Origin of the sequence: Enhydrobacter sp., from assembly GCF_030246845.1 — a bacterium.
Classification (GTDB): domain Bacteria; phylum Pseudomonadota; class Alphaproteobacteria; order Reyranellales; family Reyranellaceae; genus Reyranella.
This window is the reverse complement of record NZ_CP126889.1, coordinates 1,402,183-1,418,201: the sequence shown is the minus strand read 5'-3', so window position 1 is coordinate 1,418,201 and position 16,019 is coordinate 1,402,183. Positions and strand designations below refer to the sequence as shown.

Sequence of the window (16,019 nt, the reverse complement as noted above, 5' to 3'; positions counted from 1 at the left end):
CCCTTCAGCCGGGACGAATACAGCCTTTGCATCCGAGGCCTTCGTGCCTCGGCCTCATTGAAGCCAGGAGCAGGAGGCGCATCTCAAGGCGGTGCAGCAGGGCATCCGAGGCCTTCGTGCCTCGGCCTCATTGAAGCGGCGCCATCGACTGGCCGCTGCCGTTCGGCTTCCTGCGCATCCGAGGCCTTCGTGCCTCGGCCTCATTGAAGCGATCCCTCAGTGCGCTGCTGGGTGCACGAGCAGCTGCATCCGAGGCCTTCGTGCCTCGGCCTCATTGAAGCGCGAGCTTTGCCAGGATCGCGTCGGCTTCCCTGTAGGGCATCCGAGGCCTTCGTGCCTCGGCCTCATTGAAGCGCGGTGTCGGGAAAGCGCCGAGACAGATTGGTTTTGGCATCCGAGGCCTTCGTGCCTCGGCCTCATTGAAGCGGCGTGGCGTTGCTGCCGGAGAGCCACGCGCGCCGCGCATCCGAGGCCTTCGTGCCTCGGCCTCATTGAAGCGACGATGACGGGAACCGCTATGGCGCCGGCCTCTCCGCATCCGAGGCCTTCGTGCCTCGGCCTCATTGAAGCGACGCCACCCGGCGCGGCCAGTTCGACTGGGCGCCGGGCATCCGAGGCCTTCGTGCCTCGGCCTCATTGAAGCGCGATCATGTCAGCCAGCCGCTCGTAGAGGCGCGGCTGCATCCGAGGCCTTCGTGCCTCGGCCTCATTGAAGCGCGAGCTTCGTCCAGGGCCAGACCTCGGTGCTGACCTGCATCCGAGGCCTTCGTGCCTCGGCCTCATTGAAGCCCGGACAACAACTGACTGTTGCTTTCGATCTAGAGAGCATCCGAGGCCTTCGTGCCTCGGCCTCATTGAAGCCACGTCACTCCTTGCATTCCCTTGGCGCGTATTTTCGCATCCGAGGCCTTCGTGCCTCGGCCTCATTGAAGCCGGCCCATTCTCTGCAATGTCTCGATGCGGCTGCGGGCATCCGAGGCCTTCGTGCCTCGGCCTCATTGAAGCCATCACGCCGATGTCGATTGCATTCGAGAATTGAGCGAGCATCCGAGGCCTTCGTGCCTCGGCCTCATTGAAGCTGCCGGACTGTTCGAGAGGTCCGAATAGGTCGCCGTGCATCCGAGGCCTTCGTGCCTCGGCCTCATTGAAGCGGGTCGATCCGACCGAAACACCGGCAGCCTTCCAGTGCATCCGAGGCCTTCGTGCCTCGGCCTCATTGAAGCGCCAGCAGCAGATCGTCGATGTTGATCACCACCTCGGCATCCGAGGCCTTCGTGCCTCGGCCTCATTGAAGCTAATAGGCGCGCGGCGACAAGGATCATGACTCCCGGGCATCCGAGGCCTTCGTGCCTCGGCCTCATTGAAGCGTGCGCTTCTTGGGGGGGCGGCCAACAGGCCGGGGCGGCATCCGAGGCCTTCGTGCCTCGGCCTCATTGAAGCACCGCCAGCGTCCCGATAGCCCTTCTTCACGGCATCGCATCCGAGGCCTTCGTGCCTCGGCCTCATTGAAGCCAATTCTCGGCCTTCCAGGGGTTCTTGAGACCACCAGGCATCCGAGGCCTTCGTGCCTCGGCCTCATTGAAGCTTGGGCAGGCGGGTCTATTCATCGACAATGGCGGAGGCATCCGAGGCCTTCGTGCCTCGGCCTCATTGAAGCGCTCCCTGCCGCATGCGGATGGGCATGCCGGGCGTCGCATCCGAGGCCTTCGTGCCTCGGCCTCATTGAAGCAGGCCCTCCCCGCGGGGGTGGCTTCGGCCAGCGCGCGGCATCCGAGGCCTTCGTGCCTCGGCCTCATTGAAGCGCGGGAAAGTTCAGTTCAAGGGTCGCGCGTTGCTGTCGCATCCGAGGCCTTCGTGCCTCGGCCTCATTGAAGCGACCTGGTCGGCCGCGGCCAGCGCCTCCTTGCGCTTCGCATCCGAGGCCTTCGTGCCTCGGCCTCATTGAAGCTCTCAGACGATGGTGGTGGGATCGCCCGCCGGGGTGCGCATCCGAGGCCTTCGTGCCTCGGCCTCATTGAAGCTGATCCGTACCGGTGCCATATACGATGTTTACCGTAAAGCATCCGAGGCCTTCGTGCCTCGGCCTCATTGAAGCCGTGATGGTTTTCCGCCGTTGTCTCGCGATATGCGATAGCATCCGAGGCCTTCGTGCCTCGGCCTCATTGAAGCATTCTGATCTTCCTGTTCGCCCAGCAGCCCTGTCCGCCCGGCATCCGAGGCCTTCGTGCCTCGGCCTCATTGAAGCCCCTTGTGCTCCTCGGCGTGCGCGGCCTTCTCCTCGAGCATCCGAGGTCTTCGTGCCTCGGCCTCATTGAAGCTGTATCTCATTCACGAATGGGATTACGGCGGCGTGGTGCATCCGAGGCCTTCGTGCCTCGGCAGAGAGCGACGACAGCAATAGCAACACGAAAGCCAGCGCCAATAGCTTTCATCGTGCTTTCCGTTTGGGCGACCACAATTTTCCTACCCGGAGCAGCTACCGGTCCTCCCGCATCACGCCGGCAAACACGAATTCGATGTGGACGACGGTCAACTTGTCGCCCGGCATCACTCTCGGCAGGGCCGCGCGGCCTTCCGGTGTGCGCACCGTGAAGGTGTGAACCTGCCCGCCCGCAGGCTCGACGAGGGAGATCGTATTGTCGGCGACACTGGTGGCCACGACGAGCCAGCTCGATACGGACTTGCTGCCCACGACACCGGCCGGCATGCGATCGGGACCGGAAGCGGCCATGCCGGCCACGGCGCGGTTGGTCGGTGTCGCCGTATTCGGTCCCGAAAGCACGAAACTCACTGTCTCCTCGAAAACGGCGTGGACGCGATCTCCCGGCTTCACGAGATCCAGGCCTCCGACACTCTCGCTCACTTTCCCGCTGACCGTTCTGCCGTCGGACATCGCCACCGTAACGAGTCGAGCGTTCGCATCCACAGACGTGATCCGCCCGTCGACCGACTGCGCGCTCGTCATCGACAGGCCTCCGACCGGCTGTGACGGGTCTTGAGCGAAGCCCGAAGGAGCAAATGCGAGCAGCGAGAGGACCATGACGGCCGTGCTTGCTGAACTGGTGAGTCTACGATGCATTTTCCTCTCCGGGGTAGGTGTTGGAAGCATGGTCCTTCAGGAATTCGGGCGACCACAGGAGGGCAGGGCCGATACCAACGGACTCGCCCATGAACGGGCCGAACACGGCGCCGCTGCCGCTGTCGCCGTCGACGACGCTTGCCGACGCGAGCAGCGTCAGAAAGGCCGACGCGCAGATCAGATGCTCCAGTACTCGCCTCATCCACGCTCTCCGACTTTTACTGACGCTTGGGCAGCTTGTCTTTTTCAGCGAGGATCGCGCGGTCGATGACGGTGAACAGATAGGCGTCTGGCGCCAGCGTGCAGCCGCCGCGGACCAGCATGGCGAGCTGGCCGCCGCGTTCGTCCTGCGGCAGCGAGACGCCGCGATAGCGCGCCGAATGGTCGGCAAGGAAGATCGCGAGCTGCTTGCGCTCCTCGGGCTGCATCACCTGCGCGTCGCGGCAGGTCATGTAGACCGCCTGGTCGAAACTGAGCCGCGGCGTCTGGGCTTGGACGATTGTCGGCGCGGCGAGCAAGGCGCCGAGGACGAAAAGGGACCTGGCTTTCATGTTCGACCTCTCCCCTTATTTGCCGACGGCGCTGCCGCCGAGATAGCCGACCGCGCCGCCGATCAGGCCGGCGCCGACCACCTGGCCGAAGCTGCCACCGGTGACGAGGCCGATGCCGGTGCCGGCGGCGGCGCCGACCGCCGCGCCTTTCTCGCCGCTGCTCATGGGCCGATCGCATCCCGCGACCAGGACAGTCCCCGCGAGCATCAAGGCCGGTGCTATCGTTCGCATTTCCCCCTCCTTGCGCATGACGCCCTCTACGGCGTCGTCGTGTCCGATTTCTGCCAGTCCTTGTCCGGATTGAAGACAGTGATGGCGGCAACGCGCTTCGCCGTATCCGGTCCGAGATCCTGCTCGTAGACCTCTCCCGCATTACCCACGATGAAGGTCGAGACACCGGTCTCGCCGTACTGCACCGGCCAGGCGATGACCGCGAAGCCGGCGATCATGCGGCCATGGACCAGGTAGCGCCGCGCACCGCCCGGCGCATCGGGCCCTTGGCCGTAGAGCATGCGATAGTGGTAGCCGTAGTAGCCGTGGCCGGCTTCGCGCTCGCCCGGCTGCACCTTGGCCACCAGCGCGTCAAGGGGGCTTTCCGGCTCCCCGGGCCTGGTCTCCCAGTAAAGACCGTCTTTCTTGCCCGGCGAGCTCAGCAGGCGTCGGGCGTAGGGCGAGAGGCCGGTCTTCATCGGATCCTGGACGACATAGTCGCGCTCGGCGTCGACGATGGCCAGCAGCGTTTGCACGGTCGTCAGCTCGTTACGGCCAATGTGGCGCGCCTCGATCTCCTTGCGGCCGGCCTCGATGTCGTAGCGTCAGCCATCGCTTTCCTTGACGAGCGGAATCGGCATCACGAAACGCGTCTTGCCGACCTCGATCACCGCCTTGTCCTCACCCTCGAGCTCGACCTTGTGTGCCTCGTCCCAGGCCGCCATGAACTTGGCGCGCTGCCCGTCCTCGTCCTGGCGGGTGCCCGGCACGAATTCGCGCCAGCCGTTGCCCAGGATCGCCGCGACAGCCCGGTCGTCGTCCTTGCGAATGGCCGCGGTCAGTGCGTCCGCCGCCTGCCCGGGCGAAGCGAAGCTCCGCTGCTTCGCAGGCGCTGCCTTGGAAACCGATGGCGTCGGCGTTTGGGCGAAGCCGCCCGCTGTGATGCCGGCGGCGAGCACCACGGAGAGAAGCACAGTCGGAAGGACACGAGCTCTCATCGCCGTCCTCTATGGAAGCCGCCGGCGGGCCGGCCTCCGCCGTGGAAGTTCGGGTGCGACTGCGCTCGGTTCATCTGCGCCTGGCCACGCCGCGTCTCGTGATTGACCTTGTTGGCCGCGATTGACGCCGCTCAAGGCGGATGGTCGCTGGACGCCGCGATTTTGCAGGGCCTGATGTTGCTGAGCGAGGTTTGGCCGCCTCCCGCTCGCCGGCGCGTGGATCTGCCCGCGGTTGGCAAGTTGCGGATGACTGGCTCCGGCATTGCCCTCGATCCTGGTGCGGTCGAAGCGATTGTCGATATTGACGGCGCGGTCGACGTTCACGTTCACGTAGGAGTTGCCGGGCCCCGCCCAGTTCCAGCCGCCGAACAAAGCGCCCGCCGCGGCAATGCCGGCGCCCCAGAAGAAGCCGCTCACCAGGGCGCCGGCGACCGGATAGTAGGCCGGAGGATAGGCGGGATAGGGCCACGGACCGTAGGCCCAGGACGGATTGTAGGAGGGCACGTACACGACTTGCGGATCGGCCGGCGTAACGAGGTATTCGATATTGTCGCCGGACCCCTGGGTGCTGACCGTCTGCTGCGGCGTCCTCTTCAGGTTGCCCGCCGCGGCGGCCTTGGCGCGCAGGCGCTGGATCGAATCGGCCACATCCTGCTGCTGGGAGATCATCGCGTCGCCGAGCTTCTGGGTCCAGTCGAGGTGCTCGTTCATTTGCGACAGCACGCTGGGAAAGGCGACCAGCGACTTCACGCTCGCATCCCAATCCTTGTCCTTGACGGCCGTCACGGGGGCTTCGCCTTTCACCGCAGGATTGGCCTTCGACCAGCGCGCCGCCTCGACGATCTCGAGCGGATAGCCGACCGCGATCAGGACCTGCGACAGACGCGAGTCGGGATAGAGCGCGATCGGCGCCAGCATCTGGTCGAGTTCCTCGGGCTTGAATTTCCCCGAGGTTTCCTGTGCCCGCGGGTCTCGAGATTGTGCCAGATCGTCGGCCGAGACCGAAGTGCCCACAGGTCCGCCGTGCCGGAACGATGCGCGCGTCCGGGAGGGCGACTGGCCGAACATCGATTTATGGTAGAGGGCGAACCGGCCCGGTTCGGCGAAGCCATGCTCGAAGGCGATATCGGCAATGGTCGCCCGGGGCTGGACGCCCCCTTGCAAAGCGCGATGGACCGCAAGCAGGTGCCGCGAGCGCAGATAGGCTGCAGGGCCGATATTCAGCGCATCGGAGAAGGCCCGGTGGAGGGTGCGTCTCGAAACGCCGAGCGTGGTGCAGATCTCGGACAGGTGAACGACGCGTTCGCCCGCCGCCGCATAACGCTCTACCTCGTGCACGAGGCGGATGCCGTTGAAGGCGGATTCCGATCGATCCGGCGGCAGGGCGGCCAACAGGCTCGTCACGAAGGCTTCGACAATCGTGCGACTCAAGAAGTCGGCAGCCCGAGGGGCCGCCATCGCCATATCGCATTCCAGGCTTGGAAAAATTCAGGCGAGCCGATGCGCGATTTCAGCGCCGAGGGACGGCTCGGTGGACCAGACGCCGCGCGTCGTCCAGAAGTCGGGGTCGGCCAGGGCCTTTTCGCCGGCGACCCGCGTCAGGAGGTAGGGTACGGGAACCGAGATGGCGGCGTAAGCCGCTCCAGTATTGAAGACGGCGTCGAGATCGACTCCGCCGGGGATGACGACCACATCCCCCGGCTTGATCGTGCGTCCCCACATCATGACGCGGCCGGACGTCGCCAGCACCATCCCGAGCGTCACCCTTGTCGGACTGATGACGCCGCGTGCGCGGACCCGTAGCGCGAATTTCCCGAGTGTCATCTCGAGGTCGTCCACGCCGAGATAGGTGAGCGACCCTCGCTGCCGTCCCGCCGCGAGCTGGACCACCTCGATGTCGGCGCCGCGCAGGCACTCCCTGAGGTCGTAGACGCTTTCGACCCGGCGGGTCGCGAGATGAAAGGCGCCTCGCATCGCAACGCCATCTCCCGCATTGGCCTGCTCGCTTCGCATGTCTGCCTCCCGATGGACGGACAAACGACGACTGGGCGTGTCGATTTCACGATATGCGTTTTGTGTCAGCCGTTCCATGTATTCGTGGATATCCGGCATTCCCGAAACGACTCGCCATGTTCGCCTTTGCGTGCAAAGCTTGTGATGGTGGTCTGGAGGGATGGATGCGCCGACGTCTTCTTCTCGCGCTCGCCATCGCAGGCTGGGCTGTCGCCGGCAGCGACGCCCTCGCTCAGATCAACCCTCTCGCCTCATGGAACGATGGCGCGGCAAAGAAAGCGATTGTCGATTTCGTGCAGCGCACGACGACCGACGGCGGTGCCGACTTCGTTCCGCCGCCGGAGCGCATCGCGGTGTTCGACAATGACGGCACGCTCTGGACCGAGCAGCCGGTCTATTTCCAGTTCGCCTTCGCGCTCGATCGTGTGAAGCAACTCGCGCCGCAGCACCCGGAGTGGCAGTCGCGCGAGCCCTTCAAGTCGGTCCTCACCGGCAACATGGCGGGACTTGTGGCGTCGAGCGAGAAAGGGGTACTCGAAGTGATCGCCGCGACGCATTCCGGCATGACCACCGCAGAGTTCGCTCGAACGGTGACCGACTGGATGGCGAATGCCGGGCATCCGCGCTTCAAGCGGCCTTACCTCGATTTCGTCTACCAGCCGATGATCGAGCTGCTGGCCTATCTCCGCAGCCATGGCTTCAAGACCTTCATCGTGTCAGGCGGCGGCGTGGCGTTCATGCGGCCATGGACCGAGAAGGTCTATGGCATTCCGCCCGAGCAGGTCGTGGGCTCGTCGGATGTGGTCAAGTTCGTGATGCAGCAACCTGACAAGCCGGTCCTGATGAAGGAGGCGAAGGTCGAGTTCATCGACGATGGACCGGGGAAGCCGGTCGGCATCAACCGCTTCATCGGCCGGCAACCGATCTTCGCCTTCGGCAATTCCGACGGCGACCAGCAGATGCTGGAATGGACCGCGGCAGGCGGCGGCCTGCGCTTCATGGGCCTCGTGCACCATACCGATGCCGTGCGCGAATACGCCTACGACCGGCAATCGCACATCGGCAAGCTCGACAAGGCCTGGGACGAAGCCGTGCGCCGGAAGTGGACGGTCGTGGACATGAAAGCCGACTGGAGGTGATCTATCCGTTCGAGGCCAAGTGATGGGCGCGGACCGCCTTCTTTGCGATGGCCCGCATGCGCTTGCGGATCAGACCGATGAACATGCGCGCCGCGGGCGGCAAGGTGCGCTCCTGCTTGCAGGCGATGCCGAACTCCGCACACGGCGGCCTCGCCTTCCAAGGCAGATCGAGAACTGCCATCCGTCCTTGCGCTATGCGCTCCTCGACCTGGCTGATACGGGCGATGCTGATCGCGTCGCTTGCCTCGACCATGTCGTACATCAGACGGCACGATGCGACGGCGATCGACTGCAGGATGCTGCCGGTCGCGTCGTCGATCGTCAGGCCGGGGTCGATATCTTCCATCGGGTAGGCGTGCTCCGTCGAAACATTCGAATGGACGAGCGGATAGGCATGCATGTCGGTGGCCTTCAGCGGCCGTTTACGAAGCAGTGGATGACCGGCGCGACATACATAGACGCCGTCCAGCCTGCCGAGCGGGTCGACGTGCAGCGCCGGGATGCCGCGCAACACCGTGACATCGAGGACGGCGAAGTCGACGCGGTCGGCCATGAGCATGGCCAGGGCCGCGGTCCATTCGCGCTCCAGGAGCTCGAGTTGAATGGCCGGCTTGGTGCTGACCAGATCGAGGCGGCGTCGTTGACCGTAATGTCGGCGATGAAGGTTCCCAGCGCGACCCTCAATCGGCCACCCCGGCCGGCCCGCACGAGCTGCAGCTTGCTCGACATCGCCTTCGCCCGAGCAATCAGCTCGTCGGCCATCTTGAGCACGTCGTCGCCGGCCGGTGTCGCCGCAATGTCCCGGCGCAACCGTTCGAAGATGCGCACGCCGACCTTCTTCTCGAGGGCGGCGATGTTCCGGCTGAGCGTCGGTTGGCGGATCTGCAACGCGGCAGCGGCGCGGCCGAAATGGCGGTGACAGGCCAGCACGACGGCGTGCTGCAGCAACTTCAGGTCGATTTCCATTCGCGAACTGTATCGTCTTGGCTGTTGTTTGGCATCGTCGCCCGGACGACCTTCGCCGAAAGCCTCGGATCGTAGAGATGGAAACACTGGAAAAGCCGGTCGCCTCGGCGTCCAACATGATTCGGCTTCCCGGCGGGACGTTCCGCACGGGCTCGGACCGCCATTATCCGGAAGAGGCGCCGTCGCATCGCGTGACAGTCGACGGCTTCTGGATCGATGCCACGCCCGTGACCAACGCGCAGTTCCGCAAGTTCGGTCGGCTACCATGCCGCGAATAGCGCGGCGAACGGTTGATCGACGCGCCGATGCTGAACACCGTGCTGGTGCTGGTCGTCGGGACGTCCGTGCTGGGGCCGGTTCTGACCGGGCTTTGCGCCCGGCACGCGGGTGGGAAGCTCAGCCAGCCCCGCCCTGTCCAGTCTGTCTTGGGCCGCGGCGGCCAGCGGACTGCATGAAAGGTCGCCACCTGGTGGTGCCACCTCGGGGTTGGCCGGCCGGAAGCGGAGCCCGTCAACCAGACCGAGGCGCAGGGTCGTCGCAGTGCTCGCGCATGCCTTCCAGTTCGGATTCCGGCAGATTTTCGATGCCCATGTAGGCATTCCGCGCGTCGTGCGTGGCTCGAATCAGCTCATCCAGCTTGGCCTGGAGCGCGGCCCCATCGCGGTTCTGCGTGTTCTGGATGAGGAATACCATCAGGAAGGTCACGATGGTGGTGCCGGTATTGATAACGAGCTGCCACGTATCGGAGTAGTGAAAGAGGGGACCTGTCACGGCCCATCCAATGACGGTGAGGCAACAAATGGCAAATGTCGCCGGTCGACCGGTGGCGTGCGCCGTCGAGCTGGCGAGCTTGCTGAACCAGACGGAAACCGGGCCGTCATGGACCTTTTCGGCTGCTTCCCGGGCCTTCCTGTTTCCCCGCGCGATGGCTTCATCGACGCCAGCCGTCAAAGGAATGCCGCGTCTCTCGGGATCAGGCATCTGCTCCAACCGATCACTTGGCCGCACAGCGCCGCCACAGCAGGCGAAACGTTGCAGCCTCTCTCCAAGTTCCCGTATCGCAATGAGCTCAGCAGGCCGATCCATCTGATATACTTATCGATGACCTCAACATCGGCGGCATTCGGCGACTCCCGTGCCTGATCTGTTCGAGAAATCATGCGATTCGCTCCCTGCGCGCGAGGACATGGCGCCCGGCGCGGTGCTGTTGCGCGGGCGCGCACTCGTCGTGGAGGACGGGATCCTGGCGGCGCTCGGATCGGTGCTCGCGGCCGCACCGTTTCGACATATGACGACGCCCGGCGGCTTCGTGATGTCGGTCGCCATGACCAACTGCGGCGAGGTCGGGTGGGTGACCGACAGGAGCGGCTATCGCTACGCCGTCGCCGATCCCGAGAGCGGAAAGGCCTGGCCGGCCATGCCCGAAAGCTTGCGCCGGCTCGCGAACGAGGCCGCAGCGGAAGCGGGGTATGCCGGTTTCGCGCCCGACAGCTGCCTCATCAATCGCTATCTGCCGGAGGCGCGCCTCTCTCTGCACCAGGACAGGGACGAGCGCGACTTCAGCCAGCCGATCGTCTCGGTCTCGCTCGGCCTGCCGGCGACGTTCCAGTTCGGCGGCCTCAAGCGCGCCGACCCGGTGATCAAATATCGGCTGCAGCACGGTGATATCGCTGTCTGGGGCGGGCCTTCGCGGCTCTACCACCATGGCGTGCTCACGCTGAAGCAGGGCGAGCATCCGAAACTCGGTCGCCAGCGGATCAACCTCACCTTCCGCGCCGCCCTTTGACTTCGTGGCCGAGCCCTACGAATTGCCGGCAAGTGCCGGAGTGTCGTCGGCTCCGCTCCGTCCCAGATGAAGTCTCCATGCGATGGAGATGATCATGCCCGAACGTATTCGCTACACGTGGGGCCAGAGCGCGCTCGGCGAGTTCATCGTCGCGGCATCGGAAAGGGGCGTCGTCGCCTTCGAGTTCGCTGACCGGCGCGAGACGGCGCTGGAAGCGCTGCGCCCGCGACTTCCCGAGGCTTTCCTCGAACAGGACGACGAGGGGTTGTCGGCGCTGGCGGCCAGATTGCAGGCGCTGATCGACCGGCCCGACGATGCGCACGATGTCGCCATCGACCCGCGCGGCGACGACTATCAGAAGACGGTCTGGTCGCTCCTGCGCCAGATCCCTGCCGGCGAGACCACGACCTACGGCGCGCTCGCGGCCAGGCTCGGCACGCGCGACGCGCGGGACGTGACGGCGGCCATCGCCGCCAATGCGATCGCCGTGCTCATCCCTTGCCACCGGGTCGTGAAGAAGAATGGCGGGTTGTCCGGCTATCGCTGGGGTGCCAAGCGCAAACGCGCCCTGCTCGAGCGCGAACGCCGCGCCGCCTGCTTTCAACTGGCGTGACTTGCCGCGTGGAGGCTAGGGTGACGGACCATGACTTCCGTCACCCGTGTCTCTCTCGTCACCGGCGCCTCGTCAGGGATCGGCGCGGCCACGGCCCGTGCGCTGGCCGGTCCCGGAACCGCGATGGCCATCCACGCCCGCAAGAACAAGGCCGGCCTCAAACGGGTCGCCGCCTCGGTGCGCGAGGCCGGGAGCGAGGTGCTGCTGCTGGAGGGCGATCTCGCGCAGGTCGGCATCGCGGCGCGCCTGGTCGACGAGACAGTGAAGCGTTTTGGCCGGATCGACATAATCGTGAGCAATGCAGGCTTCGCCGATAGCCGTGCCATCGGCGAGGTCGATCGCGCGACATGGGATGCGAGCCTCGCCTCGATGACCACCGCTTTCTTCGAGCTTGCCACGACCGCCAAGCCGCTCCTCGTGAAGGCCGGGGCGGCCGGCCGGCTGGTCGGCGTGTCGTCCTTCGTGGCCCATGCCTTTGCGCGCGGCATCATGAGCTTCCCGGCCTCGGCCGCCGCCAAGGCAGGCGTCGAGGCGCTGGCCCGGGCGCTGGCCGCCGACCTCGCGCCATCGGGCGTCACGGTGAATTGCGTGGCCCCCGGCTTCATCGAGAAGGATGCGAATGCCCATGCCGCGGTGTCGCGCGAGCGCATGGCCAGGGTGAGCGAATCGATTCCCATGGGCCGCTATGGCAAGACGGCGGAAGTCGCTGCCGTGATCGCCTTTCTCTGCTCGCCGGCCGCCAGCTACGTCACCGGCCAGACGATCCATGTCAACGGCGGCCTCACCCTTTGAGACCGGTGAGGTCACGGCTGAGCTTGCGCAGCCTGGCGCGCGCCGCGGGATCGTAGGCCTGCCCATCGGCGCGGGCTTCGCGCAGCACGTTGAGATAGAGGCCGCTCCTGCCTTTGAGTGAGGGCCCGATCGCGAGATTGAGGATCGCCTCGGCGCCGTCCTCGACGCGGCTGATCGGCGTGGTACCCGATTGGCGGACCATCGTCGTGTTCATGTAGGTCGAGGGATGCAGCGCGTTCACGGTCACGCTCCTGTCCTTCAGCTCCTCGGCGAGGTCGATCGTGAACAGGATTTGCGCCAGCTTGCTCTGGCAATAGGCCGCGACGCCGCTGTAGCGGCGGGTGAGCATCACGTCCGAGAAGTCGATCGCCTGCTGGCCGGCCGAGGAAACGTTGACGATGCGGGCCGGTGCGCTGGCCTCGAGCAGCGGCAGGAGCAGACGGGTCAGCAGGAAGCCCGCGAGGTAGTTGACGGCGAAGCGCAGCTCGTGACCGTCGGCGCTCACCTGCCGACCGGGCCTGTCGCCGGCCGTGCCGATGCCGGCATTGTTGATCAGGAGGTGCAGGCGGTCCGTGGCCGCGGCGACGTTCCCGGCGAGACCGCGGACCTCGTCCAGCGAGGCGAGGTCGGCGCGCAGGAAAGTGGCGCTGCCGCCGGCCTGCTCTACTTCCCGCACGGTGGCCTCTCCGCGCGTCCGGTCTCGGCCGTGGACCAGCACGCGAAAGCCAGCCGCGCCCAGTCGCGCGGCGACCACGCGGCCGACGCCGTCGGTGGCGCCCGTCACCAGGGCCGTTTGTCCCTTGTGCGTCATGCGGTCCTCCGATGACGGTCTAGGAGAGCGAGCGCACCAGGCGCACGACGTCGATGCCTTTGCTGTCGATGCCGAACCAGTCGAGATAGAGCGGGATCTGGTGGTCGAGCATATGACGGCCGTGATGGACCCGCCGGCCGTGCGTGCGTGCACGCTGCAGGAGCGGCGTCTCCACCGGGCTCATGATGACCTCGGCGATCACCGTGTCGGGATCGAGCGTCACCGGATCGAAGGAAAGCGGATCGCCCGGCCGCAGACCGAGCGGCGTGGCGTTGATCGCATAATGGATGCCCTTGGGCGGATGCTGCTCGGCCGCGATGCTGGCCACGGGCACGTCGGGGTAGTAGCGCGACAGCCGGTCGAGGCCCGCATCGGCGCGCGCCGCCTTGAGGTCGGTGACGAGCAGGCGGCCGACCTTGGCCTCGCACAGCGCCGCTGCGATGGCGCCGCCCGCGCCGCCCAGGCCGACCAGCCAGACGCTGGCGCCGCGCACGCGATGGCCCTGGGCTTCGAGCCCGGCCACGAAGCCCGCCCCGTCGACCATGTCGCCCGAGAGCGCGCCGTCGGCATCACGCTTCACCAGGTTGACGCTGCCTGCCGCGCGTGCCCGCCGCGTGACGCGACCCATCAGGGGCAGGATCGCGGTCTTGTGCGGGATGGTGACGGTGAAGCCGCCCAGATTGCGCATCTTGCCGAGCGCCTCCAGCATCACCGGCAGGAGCGCGGCGCCGCCTTCGAAGGGCAGCCATACGGCATTGATGCCGAGCGCCGAGAAAACGTGCGACATGACGCCGGTCATACGCAACTGGCGGATGGGATCGCCGATCGTGCCGTACAGGCGGGTCGCGCCGTTGACGGCGAACTGGCCGGTGAAAAGAGGTGGCTCGGCGAAATCCATGCCGCCACCATAGACGAAAACGGCGGGACTGTGAGGGTCCCGCCGTCATGTCGATCGAGAATGGAGAGGGCTAGCGGACGATCGCGATCCTGAAGGCGCTCTGCACGCTGAACACCGCCGTCAGCTTGTCGCCCGGCTTCAATGTTGCCAGGGCCGCCCGGCCTTTCTCGGTCTGGATCTGCGGCAGCCGGATGACCTCCCCGCTGTCGGGGGCCGGCTTGTCGGGCTCGCCGGTCGAGGCGTTGATGATGTCGACCGTGCCGTGCTGCGGATCGGTGCTCACCACCATGCCCGTCATCTCAAACAGCCGGACCTTGTGCAGGCTGCCGGGAAAGCCTTCGATCCGCGCACCTTGGGCCACCATCGCCTTGGCGTGCGCCGACGACTGGGGCGTCGTCTTGGCGATCAGGAAGTCGATATAGTCGTACCAGTGGACGTCCACGGTCTGCCCGACCTTCAGCTCGTCATAGGCATTGCCGGGATAGCCGCTGGTCGTCTTCACCACCATGTCCGACGCCTTCATCTTGACCCGGCCGAGGCCGTCGAACATGACGACCAGGCCGCGCGTCTTCGGATCGAGGCTGTGGATCGTGCCGCGTTTGAAGTTCTGGTAGCGGCTCGCGATATAGAGGTCTTCCTCCTCGGCAAACGCCGGCAGCGCCGCCATCGACAGGGCGGCCGCCGCGGCAGTCGCGATCCCAAGACGAGTAAACGCCATGCGGCGTCCGATGTTTGTCATTGCGCATCTCCCTCGTTTCGCAGGCGCGGAGCCTGCATGCTCCGAGCATATTGCAAGGGTGGAAGCGCTGCCAACAATTGCACCTCATCTCCGAAAATAAAGACGGCGGGATATTTTCAATCCCACCGTCAATATCTGCTGCGGACGAAGGGTCCGAGCCCGAGGATCAGAGATGCTTCAGCACGTTCTCGGCCGAGGATACCTCGAAAGCGCCGGGCTTCTCGACGAACAGATCCTTGATGACGCCGTTGTCGACGATCATGGCATAGCGCTGGCTGCGCGTGCCCAGACCGAACTTCGAGCCATCCATGGTGAGGCCCATCGCCTGGGTGAACTCGCCGTTGCCGTCGCCCAGCATCATCACCTTGTCGCCGACTTTCTGGTCCTTGCCCCAGGCGCCCATGACGAAGGCGTCGTTCACGGAGATGCAGGCGACCGTGTCGACGCCTTTGGCCTTCAGCTTGTCGAACTCGGAGACGAAGCCGGGCACGTGCTTGGCCGAGCAGGTGGGCGTGAAGGCGCCGGGCAACGCGAAGGCCACGACCTTCTTGCCGGGCGCGAACAGCTCCTCGGTGGTGACGGGTTTGGGGCCTTCGGGTCCCAGCATGCGCAACGTCGCATTGGGCACCTTGTCGCCGACTTTGGCCATGTCTCTGCTCCTGATTGGTGGGACGCCGGACCCTAGGACGCAATGGCCGCCCTTGTCCACGACCGACCCATGGTCTACCCCTTCGCAAGGACTTGATCTTTGGCCGGACAATCCCCATGGATTTGGGGGAACATAGAATGATGTCGGGGTCCTCGCCTGCGGCTTCGCTCGTCGGCCGCTTCCTCGTCGCAGCGCCATCCATGCCGGATGAGCGCTTCCAGAAGAGTGTGGTCTTCATCTGCAAGCACGACACCGAGGGCGCACTCGGCATCATCGTGAACAATGCGGTGAACGATCTGCCGCTGGGGCAGGTCTACAAGCAGCTCGGCATCGAGGTGCCGTCGGTGTCGGACAATCAGCCGGTACTGTTCGGGGGGCCGGTCGAGACGTCGCGCGGGCTGGTGCTGCATTCGGCCGACTACAAGCGCGAGGAGACGCTGCTGATCGAAGGCGGCATGGCGCTGACCGCGTCGCTCGAGATCCTGAAGGATATGGCGGGCGGTCACGGTCCCAAGCAGGCCTGGCTGGCGCTCGGCCATTCCGGCTGGGCGCCCGGCCAGCTCGATCGCGAGATGCAGGACAATGCCTGGCTGGTGGTCGATGCCAACCCGGCCCTCGTGTTCGACGCCGACTTCGGGGCGAAGTGGCAGCGCGCGCTCGACATGCTGGGCGGAAAAGGCGGCGGCAGCGGCCGCTTCGACCTCGCCTCCTACTCGCACCAGACCGGACGCGCCTGAAGGCGCGCCGGATCGACAACGCGCACGACGTCGAACTC

The 16,019-nt window shown here is 65.7% G+C and carries 17 protein-coding genes, 3 pseudogenes and 1 CRISPR repeat array; of the genes and pseudogenes, 6 read left to right on the top strand and 14 right to left on the bottom strand.

The genetic code is table 11. From position 1 onward, the window contains the following. Positions 1 to 28: 28 nt before the first annotated feature. A CRISPR array of direct repeats spans positions 29 to 2,391; the repeat unit is 36 nt; unit sequence GCATCCGAGGCCTTCGTGCCTCGGCCTCATTGAAGC. 85 nt (positions 2,392 to 2,476) lie between these two features. The 7 genes and pseudogenes from OJF58_RS07275 to OJF58_RS07245 all read right to left on the bottom strand — a co-directional run bounded on the left by OJF58_RS07275 (position 2,477) and on the right by OJF58_RS07245 (position 6,950). Beyond that, entirely contained in the window at positions 2,477 to 3,040 is a 564-nt protein-coding gene (locus OJF58_RS07275; protein WP_300783132.1) for a hypothetical protein, read from the bottom strand. A 28-nt stretch (positions 3,041 to 3,068) separates the two neighbouring features. Continuing rightward, positions 3,069 to 3,281: a hypothetical protein gene (locus OJF58_RS07270; protein WP_300783131.1), complete on the bottom strand. Its 213-nt coding sequence runs from the start codon at positions 3,279 to 3,281 to the stop codon at positions 3,069 to 3,071. Positions 3,282 to 3,297: 16 nt separating this feature from the next. Further along, the gene (locus tag OJF58_RS07265) at positions 3,298 to 3,630 is read right to left on the bottom strand and encodes a hypothetical protein (protein WP_300783130.1); all 333 of its coding nucleotides are present in this window, start codon (positions 3,628 to 3,630) and stop codon (positions 3,298 to 3,300) included. Between the two features lie 15 nt (positions 3,631 to 3,645). Then, positions 3,646 to 3,861, bottom strand: a complete 216-nt coding sequence (locus tag OJF58_RS07260) for a hypothetical protein (RefSeq protein WP_300783128.1) — start codon at positions 3,859 to 3,861, stop codon at positions 3,646 to 3,648. 26 nt (positions 3,862 to 3,887) lie between these two features. Beyond that, positions 3,888 to 4,838: pseudogene (locus tag OJF58_RS07255) on the bottom strand (DUF2950 domain-containing protein). Positions 4,839 to 4,847: 9 nt separating this feature from the next. Further along, positions 4,848 to 6,269, bottom strand: coding sequence for a DUF3300 domain-containing protein (locus OJF58_RS07250; RefSeq protein ID WP_300783126.1), 1,422 nt, complete (start codon positions 6,267 to 6,269; stop codon positions 4,848 to 4,850). Positions 6,270 to 6,326: 57 nt separating this feature from the next. After that, complete coding sequence (locus OJF58_RS07245; protein ID WP_300783124.1) at positions 6,327 to 6,950, bottom strand: hypothetical protein; 624 nt, start codon at positions 6,948 to 6,950, stop codon at positions 6,327 to 6,329. Positions 6,951 to 7,015: 65 nt separating this feature from the next. Here OJF58_RS07245 and OJF58_RS07240 point away from each other — a divergent pair, with 65 nt between their 5' ends. Continuing rightward, positions 7,016 to 7,990, top strand: a complete 975-nt coding sequence (locus tag OJF58_RS07240) for an HAD family hydrolase (RefSeq protein WP_300783122.1) — start codon at positions 7,016 to 7,018, stop codon at positions 7,988 to 7,990. Between the two features lies 1 nt (position 7,991). Here OJF58_RS07240 and OJF58_RS07235 read toward each other — a convergent pair whose 3' ends face one another. Together OJF58_RS07235 and OJF58_RS27100 are read right to left on the bottom strand one after the other, a co-directional pair. After that, positions 7,992 to 8,543, bottom strand: a complete 552-nt coding sequence (locus tag OJF58_RS07235; RefSeq protein ID WP_300783120.1) for a substrate-binding domain-containing protein — start codon at positions 8,541 to 8,543, stop codon at positions 7,992 to 7,994. A gap of 284 nt (positions 8,544 to 8,827) precedes the next feature. Then, a pseudogene (locus OJF58_RS27100) lies at positions 8,828 to 8,956 on the bottom strand (LysR family transcriptional regulator); the annotation flags it as partial. Between the two features lie 77 nt (positions 8,957 to 9,033). Here OJF58_RS27100 and OJF58_RS07225 point away from each other — a divergent pair. Further along, positions 9,034 to 9,210: pseudogene (locus OJF58_RS07225) on the top strand (SUMF1/EgtB/PvdO family nonheme iron enzyme); the annotation flags it as partial. 256 nt (positions 9,211 to 9,466) lie between these two features. Here OJF58_RS07225 and OJF58_RS07220 read toward each other — a convergent pair. Beyond that, positions 9,467 to 9,883, bottom strand: coding sequence for a low affinity iron permease family protein (locus OJF58_RS07220; RefSeq protein WP_300785203.1), 417 nt, complete (start codon positions 9,881 to 9,883; stop codon positions 9,467 to 9,469). A gap of 208 nt (positions 9,884 to 10,091) precedes the next feature. Between OJF58_RS07220 and alkB the strand changes: the two genes are divergently transcribed. The 3 genes from alkB (at position 10,092) to OJF58_RS07205 (ending at position 12,147) form a co-directional block, all read left to right on the top strand. Further along, positions 10,092 to 10,742 (top strand): DNA oxidative demethylase AlkB, encoded by a 651-nt coding sequence (alkB, locus tag OJF58_RS07215; protein ID WP_300783118.1) that lies wholly within the window; start codon positions 10,092 to 10,094, stop codon positions 10,740 to 10,742. 94 nt (positions 10,743 to 10,836) lie between these two features. Further along, positions 10,837 to 11,355, top strand: coding sequence for a methylated-DNA--[protein]-cysteine S-methyltransferase (locus OJF58_RS07210; protein ID WP_300783116.1), 519 nt, complete (start codon positions 10,837 to 10,839; stop codon positions 11,353 to 11,355). Positions 11,356 to 11,385: 30 nt separating this feature from the next. Beyond that, positions 11,386 to 12,147, top strand: a complete 762-nt coding sequence (locus tag OJF58_RS07205; RefSeq protein ID WP_300783115.1) for an SDR family oxidoreductase — start codon at positions 11,386 to 11,388, stop codon at positions 12,145 to 12,147. On the opposite strand, the gene OJF58_RS07200 is transcribed toward OJF58_RS07205, so the two are convergent. The 4 genes from OJF58_RS07200 to OJF58_RS07185 all read right to left on the bottom strand — a co-directional run bounded on the left by OJF58_RS07200 (position 12,137) and on the right by OJF58_RS07185 (position 15,244). Beyond that, positions 12,137 to 12,958 carry an SDR family NAD(P)-dependent oxidoreductase gene (locus OJF58_RS07200; RefSeq protein WP_300783114.1) on the bottom strand — a complete coding sequence of 274 codons (822 nt, stop codon included), beginning with the start codon at positions 12,956 to 12,958 and terminating at the stop codon, positions 12,137 to 12,139. The genes OJF58_RS07205 and OJF58_RS07200 overlap by 11 nt on opposite strands. 19 nt (positions 12,959 to 12,977) lie before the next feature. Further along, entirely contained in the window at positions 12,978 to 13,856 is an 879-nt protein-coding gene (locus OJF58_RS07195; RefSeq protein ID WP_300783112.1) for a shikimate dehydrogenase, read from the bottom strand. 70 nt (positions 13,857 to 13,926) lie between these two features. Then, positions 13,927 to 14,595: a hypothetical protein gene (locus tag OJF58_RS07190; RefSeq protein ID WP_300783111.1), complete on the bottom strand. Its 669-nt coding sequence runs from the start codon at positions 14,593 to 14,595 to the stop codon at positions 13,927 to 13,929. Positions 14,596 to 14,761: 166 nt separating this feature from the next. Continuing rightward, positions 14,762 to 15,244 carry a peroxiredoxin gene (locus OJF58_RS07185; protein ID WP_300783109.1) on the bottom strand — a complete coding sequence of 161 codons (483 nt, stop codon included), beginning with the start codon at positions 15,242 to 15,244 and terminating at the stop codon, positions 14,762 to 14,764. Positions 15,245 to 15,381: 137 nt separating this feature from the next. On the opposite strand from OJF58_RS07185, the gene OJF58_RS07180 reads away from it, so the two are divergent. Continuing rightward, positions 15,382 to 15,981, top strand: coding sequence for a YqgE/AlgH family protein (locus OJF58_RS07180; RefSeq protein ID WP_300783108.1), 600 nt, complete (start codon positions 15,382 to 15,384; stop codon positions 15,979 to 15,981). The last annotated feature ends 38 nt before the right edge of the window (positions 15,982 to 16,019 follow it).

What these genes read in the sequence shown, in the direction of transcription:
- OJF58_RS07270 (WP_300783131.1), bottom strand. Translation starts at nt 3,281, where the DNA reads ATGAGGCGAGTACTGGAGCATCTGATCTGCGCGTCGGCCTTTCTGACG.
- OJF58_RS07200 (WP_300783114.1), bottom strand. Translation starts at nt 12,958, where the DNA reads ATGACGCACAAGGGACAAACGGCCCTGGTGACGGGCGCCACCGACGGC.
- OJF58_RS07275 (WP_300783132.1), bottom strand. Translation starts at nt 3,040, where the DNA reads ATGGTCCTCTCGCTGCTCGCATTTGCTCCTTCGGGCTTCGCTCAAGAC.
- OJF58_RS07195 (WP_300783112.1), bottom strand. Translation starts at nt 13,856, where the DNA reads ATGGATTTCGCCGAGCCACCTCTTTTCACCGGCCAGTTCGCCGTCAAC.
- OJF58_RS07260 (WP_300783128.1), bottom strand. Translation starts at nt 3,861, where the DNA reads ATGCGAACGATAGCACCGGCCTTGATGCTCGCGGGGACTGTCCTGGTC.
- OJF58_RS07210 (WP_300783116.1), top strand. Translation starts at nt 10,837, where the DNA reads ATGCCCGAACGTATTCGCTACACGTGGGGCCAGAGCGCGCTCGGCGAG.
- OJF58_RS07185 (WP_300783109.1), bottom strand. Translation starts at nt 15,244, where the DNA reads ATGGCCAAAGTCGGCGACAAGGTGCCCAATGCGACGTTGCGCATGCTG.
- OJF58_RS07205 (WP_300783115.1), top strand. Translation starts at nt 11,386, where the DNA reads ATGACTTCCGTCACCCGTGTCTCTCTCGTCACCGGCGCCTCGTCAGGG.
- OJF58_RS07190 (WP_300783111.1), bottom strand. Translation starts at nt 14,595, where the DNA reads ATGACAAACATCGGACGCCGCATGGCGTTTACTCGTCTTGGGATCGCG.
- OJF58_RS07235 (WP_300783120.1), bottom strand. Translation starts at nt 8,543, where the DNA reads ATGGCCGACCGCGTCGACTTCGCCGTCCTCGATGTCACGGTGTTGCGC.
- OJF58_RS07245 (WP_300783124.1), bottom strand. Translation starts at nt 6,950, where the DNA reads ATGCCGGATATCCACGAATACATGGAACGGCTGACACAAAACGCATAT.
- OJF58_RS07240 (WP_300783122.1), top strand. Translation starts at nt 7,016, where the DNA reads ATGCGCCGACGTCTTCTTCTCGCGCTCGCCATCGCAGGCTGGGCTGTC.
- OJF58_RS07265 (WP_300783130.1), bottom strand. Translation starts at nt 3,630, where the DNA reads ATGAAAGCCAGGTCCCTTTTCGTCCTCGGCGCCTTGCTCGCCGCGCCG.
- OJF58_RS07180 (WP_300783108.1), top strand. Translation starts at nt 15,382, where the DNA reads ATGATGTCGGGGTCCTCGCCTGCGGCTTCGCTCGTCGGCCGCTTCCTC.